This is a genomic window from Pedobacter hiemivivus (genome assembly GCF_004331685.1).
GTDB classification, from domain to species: Bacteria; Bacteroidota; Bacteroidia; order Sphingobacteriales; family Sphingobacteriaceae; genus Pedobacter; species Pedobacter hiemivivus.
Genome location: NZ_SJSM01000001.1, coordinates 154,339 through 166,845 on the forward strand (window position 1 = coordinate 154,339; position 12,507 = coordinate 166,845).

Here is a 12,507-nt window from a genome sequence, read left to right on the forward strand (position 1 = left end):
AATGAACTTCAGAAACATCATTTTTAACCTGGCATTAGTCGTACTAATTGGCTTTTACGGAAAAACTCAGGCACAAAGTAAGCCCGAACTTAAGTGGACAAAAGATGGCAATGCTTACTATCAGATGATAGATGCTGAGCTGGTCTCTATTTCCCTACCCCAAAATGAGCGCAAGACAATTGTAAGTCGTGATCTACTGTATTCCAGCGGCACTAACCCTGGCGTAATTAAAGATTTCAGCCTTTCTGAAGATGGCACCAAAGTACTGATTTATAGCAACAGCAAAAAAGTCTGGCGATATGAAACCAGAGGTGATTACTTTGTCGCCGATTTAAAAGCAAATACACTTACCCAAGTGGGAAAAGATAGACCTGCTTCGTCACTAATGTTTGCTAAATTCTCGCCAGATGGCAATAAAGTTGCCTATGTAAGTCAGCACAATCTTTACGTGGATGACCTACAGACTAAAACAACTAAGGCCTTAACTACTGACGGAACAGCTAGAATGATCAATGGAACCTTTGATTGGGTATACGAAGAGGAGTTTGATTGCAGAGATGGTTTTAGATGGAGTCCTGACGGACAGTCTATCGCTTATTGGCAAATTGATGCAACCAAAATCAGAAACTTCCTGATGATCAACAATACGGATTCTATTTATGCTTTTACAGTTCCTGTTGAGTATCCTAAAGTTGGACAAGATCCTTCATCTTGCAAAGTAGGTATTGTTAATATTGCCAGTGCCCAAACCAAATGGTTAAATGTGCCAGGTGATAAAGTTCAGAACTATATTCCTAGGATGGATTGGATTCCTAATACCAATGAGGTGATTTTACAGCAATTGAATAGAGCGCAAAATGTAAGCAAACTATTTGTAGCCAATGCATCTACAGGTGCGGTAGGCAATATTTACACAGAAACGGACAAAGCCTGGATTGATGCGGCAAAAGATTGGCAATGGGTAAATGAAGGAAAAGAATTTATCTGGATGAGCGAAAAAGACGGATGGCGCCATGCTTATCTGATCAGCAAAGATGGAAAGAAACAAACGCTGATTACGAAAGGAGATTTTGACGTTATAGAAAATTCATTGGTTGATGAAAAAAACAACCTATTGTATTATATGGCTTCCCCTTTAAATGCCACACAGAAATACTTGTTTAAAACTAAATTAAATGGTGGTGGCAAACCCGAAATGGTGACCCCTTCTATTTTACCAGGCACACATACTTACGAAATCTCACCAAATGGTGTATTTGCACGTCATACTTATACAAGTGCATCAGTACCCCCTCTTACAGAATGGATGAAACTAACTACGTTAAATCCATTTACCATGGCTGGTAGCGTTACCAATCAGCTTGGCCAAATAAAAGCACAAAAAAACAAAGTGGAGTTTTTTAAAATAAAAACAGAAGATGGAATTGAGCTGGATGGTTGGATGAAAAAGCCAGACAATTTTGATCGGACTAAAAAATATCCGGTTGTATTTTATGTTTATGGCGAGCCTGCTTCGCAAACGGTTACCGATACCTATGGTGCTGGTCGAAATTGGTTGTATGCTGGCGATATGCCCAAAGATGGTTACGTTTATATCTCTATTGAAAACAGAGGTGCCCCTGCTCCTAAAGGACGTGAGTGGCGCAAAAGCATTTACAAGAACATAGGCACATTAAATATTCGGGATCAGGCAATGGCTGCAAAAAAGATATTGGAATGGCCATTTATAGACAAAGACCGCGTTGCAGTATGGGGCTGGAGCGGTGGCGGTTCATCAACCTTAAATCTGATGTTCCAGTATCCTGAGATTTATAAGACCGGCATTGCCATTGCGGCAGTAGGCAACCAATTAACCTATGACAATATTTACCAGGAACGTTACATGGGTTCTCCGCTAATTACAAAAGAAGCATACATTAAAGGTTCTCCTATTACTTATGCAAAAAACCTAAAAGGTAATTTATTATACATCCATGGAACTGGCGACGACAATGTTCATTATCAGAACGCTGAAATGTTGATCAATGAACTGATCAAAAACAGAAAAATGTTCCAAATGATGTCATATCCTAACAGAACACACAGCATTAATGAAGGTGAAGGTACCTCAGCGCATTTGGCACTTACTTACACCAAATTCTTACAGCAGTACTGTCCTCCAGGCGGGAAATAAAGAAAAGCTACTTTCTAAAGGAAACAATAAAGCCCGGGCATATGATATGCCCGGGCTTTATTGTGTTATAAATACTTTAATACTTATTTAAATACCGTCAAAAGTTTCTTTTCCAGCTCTTCTCCACGAAGATCTTTTGCGATGATCTTTCCGTTGGCATCTACCAGAAAGTTCATTGGAATAGACCTGATACCATACTCCTGAGCCAAATCACTTTTCCAACCTTTTAAATCGGAAGCATGCAACCAGGTTAATTTGTCAGCGTCTATAGCTTTCAACCAATTGTCTTTTTTATCATCTAAAGAAATACCTAAAATCTCAAATCCTTTATCATGATACTTCGCATAAGCTTTTACCAGGTTTGGATTCTCTTTTCTACATGGGCCACACCATGAAGCCCAAAAATCTACCAGTACCACTTTACCTTTTAAAGATGATAGTTTGATTGGTTTACCATTTTGATCAGGTATGGTAAAATCAGGCTTTACGCCCATCCCAGTTTTGGCTCCAACTTTTAAAGCATCACCAAGTTCCTTACCGTAAATGGAATTTTTACCCGCCACAGTTAATAAGGCATAAGTACTCTGTGCCTTTTCTGGATTAGGATAAGTCACAAAACGATCTGTAATAACATAAGGGCTAATTGCCGAGGAAGGATGTCTTTTAACAAAATGCTCTACAGAGTCAATCAGTCTTAAACTAAGTTTTTCAAATTCAGCATTCACAGCGGTTCTATCCCCCTTTTCACCAATACTATCCAATGCCTTATAAAGCTGTCCTGCACGCCCAGATACTACGCTCCAGGTTTGCCCCCACTCTTTCCATACCTTTTGCTCTTTAGCTCCAGTTACTACGACCTCGTTTAATTTGCTCAAAACGCCTTCAATTTTGACGTGCTCGTTGGACTGCATAGCAACGCTCATAAACTGCTTTCCTAAACGCAGACCGTAGATTAAGGTACCTGGGCTAGTCCCTTTAAAACTGAAAACACCATTCTGTGCCACTACGGAGTCAGTTAAATCTTTACCGGAGTAACTTCTACTTAGGTATACTTTTTGATCCCCCAATCCTTCAATATGGCCGTTTATCTGGTAGGAACCTACCGTCTGTGCGCATACAGCAGTTATCAATGCAAATGGGCTTAAAGCCGCTAAAAGTACTTTAGCCGGCAGCTTGTATTTCATTATTTTTATTTTCATATGAGTGTTTTTTATATAAAGTTTAGGTGATTAGTATTTATATGCCAGATCTACGATCTTACCAAAGCCGTTAAACACGTTGGTATAAGAGCCCATACCACCTACATTAGTGATGGTGAAATAATACAGCTTACCCTCTGTTCCGTTCCAGGTAGCTACTAATAACCTGGCGCTTGTACTTCCTGCAGTATATTTAGCGTATTTTATGCTTGTCACCTGTTCGGCCGCCGGAAAGCTATATGTCTCCACAACTACATTGGAACTGGTTTCGTACCGGGAAACCGTATTGGCATTTCCATAATAAATGTGAGGAGTACTTGTTGATCCTGATGCAGCGGTATAATTCAAAATACCGGGTGCATTCATCAACTCTTTCTTAAGCGTAATGCGTGGTGCAAGATCGGTTTTCTCCGTTTTATACCTCAACAGATAAGCCTGATTGTTACCATCTTTCATGACCGCATTAAATTCCTTCACCACATCTGCTGAATCCTGAAAGATCATGGTCATCCCTACATTATTCATATCGAACTCAGTACTTGCCGCCGAAGGAAAAGCTTCCAATGAACCTGCAATCGGTGTAGGACTATATCCCCTGACGTTATAAAACCGTTTGGCTGTATTGTCATAAACGATGGCCGGATAGCTGTTACCCCCTGTTGCAAAAGGCGCCAGGTTGTAATTGGTATTTCCCTCAGGATTAAGGGCTACATCTCCCCATTTTTTTATACCAGGGAAACCACCAATCAAGTTAGAGTGCATTTTGCCGTTATTGATAACAACGCCCAGTCCACCTGATCTATTGGCGCTATTGGTACTAGGACTGGTCCAGGTCATCACTTGGGGTTTGATAATTGAGGGTGCACTAAAAAACTCAAAGGCGTAATCAAACTTCTTCACCATAGTCAGGTAGTTGTATTCCTGACTTCCATTATCAGCTAAAATGTATAACCGTTTTCCAGAAGCAGAAATATCATCAGTGATGGCAAAAGGTGTCAATTCTAACTTTTTAGGGCCAATCAATTGTGTTGTATTCCGGTCTGAATAGATTCCATGCTCCACCGCATTATCGGTAAATACAAACGACAAGTCACCTTTCCCCGCTTTATCTTCCAACACCAACCAACCTGTACCGTATCTATTGCCGATGAGTAGGTTATAGTTTAGGAAAGACTTCAAACCTGTAGATTTATCTTTTACCGTTAAGCGCAGCAGGTAACGCTGCCCAAGTGTAAACGGGTCACCGTTTACCAGATATTTCAATTCATATTCCTTAGAAATAATTGCTTCCGGAACTACATAGGAACTGGTCGTAGAGTTATCGTAAGCACTCCATTCAAACTCAAGCTGATCCATTTTATCACTTAGCGACTGCGACAATGTAGGCTTAAGGTTCAATACCTGTCCCTGGAAAACGTTTAGGGTAGTTAAAGTTTTAGGATCTGAGAGTCCTACCTTGTTCAATTCGGTTAAAGCCAGTGTGCTTTTATCTTTATAACAGCTGCTCAGAAATACCATTCCTGTTAATAGCAAAACACCTGAAATCTTTTTATTTATCATTTTCATCTGTTGATCTTTAAATAACATTAATTAAGGAAACACCACCACTTGACCAAACTCATCAATCATGTCACCATGTGCCTGATTGTATTCCAGTAAAGCATTTTTAGCTCTTTGCGACATGAAACGGGTATCGGCAGGAAAAGGATAAGAATTCCAATTTGTTCTTCCGGTAACTTGCAACAAAAACCTAAACTTCACTACAGAGTAGGTCCCAAAATATGCACTCCATACAGCATCCCATAATGTTGGTTTCGATAAAATATCAGAAATAGTAATCTTGTAATCTAAGCGGTCGGAAAAACCCAGATTAAAATCAGCATTTTTCTTCAGCTCTAAGACCACCCTTACCACACTATCCTTTAAACCTGGTTTGCGATAAACATACACGGGGACAGTGGCACTAAATTCATTTGCTTTGATCACTGTCTTACCAATTTTATAATGATAACCTTCTTTAGCAGTCGCTCCTCCTTTTGGTACAAAAGTTACCTCACGATCTGTTGTTGCGGCAGTACCTATAATCCTTAATGGTATATCTATAGTATCATTTACTACAGTTATCGGTGATGTAGCGAAAGTGTATTCTGTACTGTCTACATAAGCCTCAACATACACGGAAGTCAGCTCACTAAACATCAATTGCTTGTCCTTACCACAAGAGGCCAATATCACCAGTGAAGCGAAAAGGAATAAACCTTTATATTTTAATAGTTTCATAATTCTTTCTTTTATTTAAATACCAGATGCTCCAAATTGCAATTCATCGTTAGGAAGCGGCAACACATACTTTGCAGCATTCATTGGGTTACCTACACCATTCGGAATATTCAATACATTTTTACGTTTATAGTAATACCACAACTGTCCCTCAGCATAAAATTCCTTACGATATTCGAGCGTAATCTCAGTTTCAAGATTAGCCTGATTTGCGGGGGTTGGAAGCTCAGGAATCAGGCGGGCAGCTCTTACCACGTTCAGATATTTCATCCCATCCACTAGCGTTGGTGCGGCTTCAGCAGCGATATAGTACATCTCCGAAAGCCTGATGGCTGGAATTAACCGCTGAGTTAGACTCTTATCATTATCACTATAATATTTCTTGGTATAAACTATACTGGTATTGATCTCATTCCATAAACTTTTAGAAACACCTACCTTGCGAATATCGGTTCCATAACCTACTGTCCCACCCTGATAAGTAGCTTCAAGCGTAGCTTTAGCTGTATAAAAATCACGTATATCTCCGTAAAAAGTTGAAGAGGTAGAAGACTTAAAGGAATCATCAGCCAGTTTCTTTAAGCCAGAAACATAAAACGAAAATATATGTTCTGAGCTAAAAGTAAGATCTGAGGTCTTTTCCAGCGGATCTACTATTAGGGTAGGCTGAGCTACAAACTTAAATTTGGTGCTATTGATCACCTCTAATGCATACTTCAAGGCATTTACCTTATCGCCCCTATATTGATACAACCTGGCTAGTGTAGCTTTTACGGCCCAGTAATTCAAATGGTTCTGACGGAACATCAGAAACAAATCCGAACTTGTGCTGCCTTGATTTCCTGCAATCTGATCTATATTCTGGTTTGCAGACAATAACCCTTCTGCAGCTTTCAGATCTGATTCAACTAAATCCAGGTAATCCTTTAATGGGAGTCTCGACTGAGGTACTACCGTAAAGGCCTTTAGGTAAGCCAAAGACGAAACAGACGCGTTCGCACCGCCATTATAGATTGGAGCAAACAAACGCACCAGGTCAAAATGTAAAAATCCGCGCATCCCTAAGGCTTCACCTTGTATCATCTGCTTGCTGCTTTGATCCAGCACACCATTGTCTATATTTTTCAAGATATAATTAGCCTGTGCTATAGCGCCATAGCTATTTGAAAATATTTCGCTAATCCTCTTTTCTGCGGCTGTATCTGTATAATTGTACCTAGCAACGGTTCCAAATGGCGACCCCACCGACATGCCTGCATATTGCTGCGCCAGGATATCAACAAATCCAAAACTCATGTTCCTGCCATAACCTGTAGTTTTTGCCGAAGTTTGATAGATACCAAACAATGCATCTATAAAACCTTGCCCGGTGCTAAACTGCACCTCTTCTCTCACCTGTGTTTTTGGACTCACATCCAGCCATTTCTTGCAGGAACTAAACACTGCCATTAAGCCAAATAAAACAGGAATTAAATATTTTATACTTTTCATAATTTTCAGGTGTTTTACCAATTAAAATGTGGTTTGTAACTGTAGGGTAAAGGAGCGACTGAAAGGATAATCCAAACCACGCTCTCGTTTAATGCTGCCTAACCTAAACAGGTCGCTGGTAAACAAAGTAACCTTGGTATTTTGTAAACCAAGTTGCTTATTTAGTTTGTCAGCAAAACGATAATATACAGATGCACTTTCACCAGCTATGAAATTATTCTTTTGCACAAATCTGGAAGAAGCATAGGTTCTAGGTTTATTTAACGGTGTTCCTGTATAATCCAAAATCCCTTTGAAGAAGGCAACATCACCCGGCTTCTGCCAACGGTCGTTGGCTACCCGACTGTCCACATTATAATAATTCACATTTACATTTTCTACTCTATCTATCAGCGTTTGGTTATAGGCATCACCGCCAAAATTGAAGCGCAAATAAACGTTAAAACCGATACCATTGATCTCCATATTAGTACCGAAGGTTCCTTGCATCGTTGGTGTTTCATCACCTACAATTACCTGATCAGCAGGATTATATACCGTAGTAATTTCTCCATTTAGTGTTTGAAACAGTTCATTGCCCGATGCTGGATCTATCCCTAATGATTTTACTGCCCAGATTGCATTCTTAGACTGCCCCTCGGCATAGCGCGGTAGCGGTGTAGTTGAGTTGATGGTATTAGACCTGTTGTTCAATGCCTCAATTGTTTTTGAAACCTTTTCAATCGTATTGGTAAAATGGAATACGTTTGCAAATACCGACCAGTTGTTTCTGTTTGCCGGGTTCGCAATAATGTTAAAGCGCCCATAAAGTTCATAACCTTTGTTCAACACATCCCCCATGTTGTCATAATAACCGTAGAAACCCGAAGATGGAGCACTAGAAATAAAGGCAATACTTCCTTTTGTACGCTCTACAAAGTAATTGGCATTTAGTGAAAATCTATTTCTAAACAAGGCCAGATCCAAACCGATGTTTTGTTTAAAAGTCTTTTGCCATGCCAGTGCAGAATTTCCATAACCAAGTAAATAAGTAGCGATAACGCCGCGGTATTCCCTATCGGTATAATACTGACTGGTGGTTACCCCTTTAAAGCTCTCAAAACTTTCAGATCCGGTTGTACCAATGGTGTATCTCAACCGAAGTTCATTTACCTGATCATTATCTTTTAGGTAGGATTCATTTTTAATGTTCCAACCTGCACCCAACGACCAAAACGGTGCATAGCGCTGATTAGATCCAAATAGAGAAGAACCATCCAATCTAAAAGTTGCATCAAAAAGATATCTATTGTCATAAGAATAAGCTACACGGGCAAGCGTTCCGATAGACCTTGAAATCCCTTCTGTGCCGATTGGTTTCCCGCCAGATGGGTATTGATTACCCAAAATCAATTGATCTAATGTTGGATTTGGAAAACCTTCTACCCTTATAAACTGCGTATCGAATGTGTTTTCTTTTACATTTAGCGTAGCCGAAGCAGAGAGAAAATGCTTATCAAAATTCTTATTCGCTTCAGCAGTCAAAAACCCTTCCATACGCTGGTTTTTACCCAATCCTTTCGTATAAGATCCTTTTTCAAAGGTTGGCTTTTCTGCAAATGAACTATGCTGAGCAGGGAGAAAAATATCAGACTCATCGTTTTGGGTCGTATAAGATAAACGACCCGTCAGACGAAGCCATTCTTTAGCCTGCCACCTCGTTTCAAAATTATTGGTAATTCCCCTAAAAGCAGTTTGATCTTTTATATTTAACGAAGCATTATAAAGGGGATTAAGCGGTCGCCCTATATAATCATTCAGGTTATTATAATTATCGAAATTAGCTAACCTAACTCCTGTCTGCGGATTTATAATAGTCTCCAGAAATACCTTTAAAGTACCGTCGACATTGTATGGACTCCAATAAGGATTTAGTTGCGTGTATTGTCTAAACGATCCATACGGAGAGTTATTAGCCTTGTTAAAGTTTAAGGTCAGATCATTTCTGAATTGGAAGTTTTTGATGCGGTAGGATAAAAAAGAATTAGCTGTGGTGGTGGTCCGGTCAGAAGATTTCATGACGCCAACATTCCGATCATAAGTTAAACTAAGTCCATAAGACACGGCATCAGCACCACCTTCTACATAAACATTATGTTTCTGTCCAATACCAGTTCTAAGCGGTTTAGAAATCCAGTCCGTATTTACCCCCTCTTTCACTGCTCTTAACCGTGATTCGCGGTAAAGATCCAATTCATCCTGCTGGTAATTCCAATTGGTAATAAAAGCATTTGAACGGTCTTCCAAATCAAATTTCCCTTGCGCATCCAACAAGTTATACCCCGTTAGATCTGGCGCTTCAAAAGTCATGCTGGCATTGTAGCTTACCCTCAATTTACCATCTACAGGTCGGTTCTGTTCTATAACTATTACACCGTTTGCTCCCCTAGATCCATAAATAGCCGTAGCACCGGCATCCTTAAGGATGGTTACACTTGCAATTCGATTCATATCCAAATCATTGACCCGCTGCAGGGTAGTTTCAAAACCATCCAAGATAAATAATGGTGCATTTGGTGCAGACTGATAATTGAAAGGATTACTGTTTCCCGGCGTGCTAATGTCTAAAAGTGTATTTCCACCACGCAGTACTACATCCGGAAGAATGTTAGGATTGGACCCGATATTCAGGTTTTCAGGCATTTGAAACGACGGATCGAGTGACTTCAGTGCAGAAAGCACATTATTGTTCGACACTTTAGACAGCTCTTGGGCATTAAAAGTTCTTGCTGCACCCGTAAATGTAGATTTCGATTGGCTAAAGATACCAGTAACAACTACTCCTTTCAGTGATTGTGCAGATTCTTCCAAACGGATCTCCATTACGGGTTTAGTTACCGTCACTTCCTGGGTTTCGTAACCAATATAACTGATCAAAAGTATATCCCCTATCTCCGCATTGATCCTAAAGTTACCCCTGGCATCAGTCTGCGCCCTCGTACTACCATTCTTTATCCTTACCGTAACGCCGACAAGTCGATCTTTGGTTTTAGCATCAAAAACAGTTCCTGTTATCCCCGCATAAATTGCATTATTTTCGGGTACAGATAAGCTTGGAACTTTCCCTGAGGTACGGTTAGTAATCAGGATTCTATCATCAATTTGCTTGAATGATAAGGAGGTACCCGCTAGCAATTGTTCCATTAAATGTGCTACACTAATCGATCTGGCATTGATATTTAGGTTATCAATACTTTTAACATCGGCCGTACGGTATAAAAAGCGAAAAGGAGTTAGCTTTTCTATTTTTTTTATCGCACCGATCAGGTCTTCATTTTCTAATTTTATACTTACGTTGATATTCTCCATACCCTGTCCCTTCGCCGATGAGGAATAGACCATTTGGAGTGAGAGCAATATAACGAAGCTTACAAGTAAGGTTATACGCATACAGTAAATTAAGACGTGTTGGTATTTCCGGAAAATAGGATCTCCGTATCTTGCTGCATTTGCAGAAAAATTCATATTTTAGTTTTTTTATGTGATTACTAAACTCTTTGCTTGGAATTACATGATGGGTTTCCATTCTAAATGGAATAGCCCCGGGATAAGGCAGATTGTTGAATACTCGCAATATTTAACAATTACCTTATCCTTTTTTATGTTGAGTTTTTAGTGTCTGAGTAGAATTTCTTCATTTGTTTATTGGTTTAAAGGTTGAATTGATATGGTGTTATTTTTATGATTTATCGTGTAAGATGCTCCTATAAAGGCACAAATACTTTTAATAAATGATTCTGCAGATTCATTAGCCCGCATTGAATAGTTGAAAGTCGCATTCCTTAGTTCAGGATCCTGCACAGAAATCTTATAGCCAAATTTATCCTCAAGCCTGCTTTTTGCATCTCCTATAGAAATATCTTTAAATTCAAGGTCCTGATGGTTCCAGGCCAGCTCTTTTTCAGCATCAATATTTTTCTGGGCAATCTTATCTGTTTTTTCATCAACTATGGCCTGCATGTTCTTTTTCAGATAAGTTATCCGACCCGACTTTATATTTTTCACTTCCACCAATCCTCTGATCACATTAATCATTACCATTTTATCCCCAGGAATAGCGGTCACATCAAAAGCAGTTCCCAAGACCGTTGTTCTCACCTTTCCAGAATAAATGATGAAGGGCTTAGAAGGATTATGAGAAATATCAAAGAATGCTTTGCCTTCCAGCTCAACCTCTCTATTATGCTTCTTATTAAATGCTGACAAAATGGTCAACTTACTTCCCTTTTGCATAATCACTATACTCCCATCCGGTAGCTTAACCATGCTGTTCTCTACCTTAGATGCAAACAACACTTCATCTTTTAATTCTTCGGTCCCTTGTTGCTTAACCGTCTGTTGCTCAACAACGGGTTTAGACGTTGTGTTATTTTTAAATTTATAAACGAAAAGTATAGCTAAAATGGCTACTGCGGCTATCGATGCCCATCTGATCAATGGAACAATATTACGCCTAGGCTTAATGTTATTCCACATCTCTTCCTTTGCCAACAACAATTGTCCCACCCCCGGCCTACTTTCATTTTGCTTTAGCTCATTCAGAAACCAACCATCCATGATTGCTCGCTCCTCTTCAGTGCAATTTCCAGCAGCATAACGTTCAAAAATATCTTTAGATATATGTTTCTTCATTTTTTAAATCATCAAAAAACAGTTTTGATTTACTACATGTCGGGCAAAAAGCACTTTGGTAGTAGATGAATTTAAAAAAAGTTAAAAAAGAAGAAAATAATGATTTATGAACTTAGGCTTAAGCAGCTTTATCGCATTATTAATCTGTTTCTTTACTGTTTTATCCGAGATATTTAAGATATCCGCAATCTCTTTATGAGAAAGTTCAGCCTTTCTACTCAGCTCAAACACAATTCTCATTTTTTCAGGAAGGTTTTGAATTTCCTTTTCCATTTCGTCATTGATCTCCTTTTCCAGCAAAGCATGATCTGTGCAAAGGTTACCTGCCGACACATAATTATCCAAAGTATCGAGATGGTCCTGCCTTACCTTCTTACGACTGATGTAATCGAACACCTTATACCTTACCGCGGTATACAAATAGGATGAAAAAGAAACATTGATTTCCAGTGTGGCACCTTTATTTAAAAGAGAGATAAAAACTTCCTGAACTACATCCTTAGCTTCTTCTTCATCCTTCAGAACTTTACAAGCTGATACGTATAACAATTGCCAGTAACGCTCGTAAATCATCTTAAAAGCAGCTGTATCTCCGCCTTTGAATAAAGACAGTAGATCCTGATCGCTCATGTTAAGATTAGTTACCATTAATGCACTTCAAAAGGAATCCCTTGTCCCTATTTATTAAAACTA

General features: G+C 39.3%; 8 protein-coding genes. 1 reads left to right on the plus strand and 7 read right to left on the minus strand.

The window, feature by feature from the left end; genetic code table 11:
* Nucleotide 1 precedes the first annotated feature (1 nt).
* Nucleotides 2–2,173, plus strand: coding sequence for a S9 family peptidase (locus EZ444_RS00680; RefSeq protein ID WP_131606225.1), 2,172 nt, complete (start codon nt 2–4; stop codon nt 2,171–2,173).
* 83 nt (nt 2,174–2,256) lie between these two features.
* On the opposite strand, the gene EZ444_RS00685 is transcribed toward EZ444_RS00680, so the two are convergent.
* The 7 genes from EZ444_RS00685 to EZ444_RS00715 form a co-directional block, all read right to left on the minus strand.
* Entirely contained in the window at nt 2,257–3,372 is a 1,116-nt protein-coding gene (locus EZ444_RS00685; protein WP_131606227.1) for a TlpA disulfide reductase family protein, read from the minus strand.
* Nucleotides 3,373–3,402: 30 nt separating this feature from the next.
* Nucleotides 3,403–4,938: a PKD-like family lipoprotein gene (locus tag EZ444_RS00690; RefSeq protein ID WP_165503484.1), complete on the minus strand. Its 1,536-nt coding sequence runs from the start codon at nt 4,936–4,938 to the stop codon at nt 3,403–3,405.
* Nucleotides 4,939–4,962: 24 nt separating this feature from the next.
* Nucleotides 4,963–5,652 carry a DUF4843 domain-containing protein gene (locus tag EZ444_RS00695; protein WP_131606232.1) on the minus strand — a complete coding sequence of 230 codons (690 nt, stop codon included), beginning with the start codon at nt 5,650–5,652 and terminating at the stop codon, nt 4,963–4,965.
* A gap of 15 nt (nt 5,653–5,667) precedes the next feature.
* Complete coding sequence (locus EZ444_RS00700; RefSeq protein ID WP_131606234.1) at nt 5,668–7,143, minus strand: RagB/SusD family nutrient uptake outer membrane protein; 1,476 nt, start codon at nt 7,141–7,143, stop codon at nt 5,668–5,670.
* A gap of 21 nt (nt 7,144–7,164) precedes the next feature.
* A complete protein-coding gene (locus tag EZ444_RS00705) occupies nt 7,165–10,647 on the minus strand; it encodes a SusC/RagA family TonB-linked outer membrane protein (protein ID WP_131606236.1) in 3,483 nt (1,160 codons plus the stop codon).
* Nucleotides 10,648–10,824: 177 nt separating this feature from the next.
* Nucleotides 10,825–11,814 (minus strand): FecR family protein, encoded by a 990-nt coding sequence (locus EZ444_RS00710; protein ID WP_131606238.1) that lies wholly within the window; start codon nt 11,812–11,814, stop codon nt 10,825–10,827.
* 81 nt (nt 11,815–11,895) lie between these two features.
* The gene (locus tag EZ444_RS00715; protein ID WP_131606240.1) at nt 11,896–12,462 is read right to left on the minus strand and encodes an RNA polymerase sigma factor; all 567 of its coding nucleotides are present in this window, start codon (nt 12,460–12,462) and stop codon (nt 11,896–11,898) included.
* Nucleotides 12,463–12,507: the final 45 nt, after the last annotated feature.

Coding starts and splice junctions, on each gene's coding strand:
- EZ444_RS00685 (WP_131606227.1), bottom strand. CDS start 3,372: ATGAAAATAAAAATAATGAAATACAAGCTGCCGGCTAAAGTACTTTTA.
- EZ444_RS00695 (WP_131606232.1), bottom strand. CDS start 5,652: ATGAAACTATTAAAATATAAAGGTTTATTCCTTTTCGCTTCACTGGTG.
- EZ444_RS00710 (WP_131606238.1), bottom strand. CDS start 11,814: ATGAAGAAACATATATCTAAAGATATTTTTGAACGTTATGCTGCTGGA.
- EZ444_RS00680 (WP_131606225.1), top strand. CDS start 2: ATGAACTTCAGAAACATCATTTTTAACCTGGCATTAGTCGTACTAATT.
- EZ444_RS00715 (WP_131606240.1), bottom strand. CDS start 12,462: ATGGTAACTAATCTTAACATGAGCGATCAGGATCTACTGTCTTTATTC.
- EZ444_RS00690 (WP_165503484.1), bottom strand. CDS start 4,938: ATGAAAATGATAAATAAAAAGATTTCAGGTGTTTTGCTATTAACAGGA.
- EZ444_RS00700 (WP_131606234.1), bottom strand. CDS start 7,143: ATGAAAAGTATAAAATATTTAATTCCTGTTTTATTTGGCTTAATGGCA.
- EZ444_RS00705 (WP_131606236.1), bottom strand. CDS start 10,647: ATGAATTTTTCTGCAAATGCAGCAAGATACGGAGATCCTATTTTCCGG.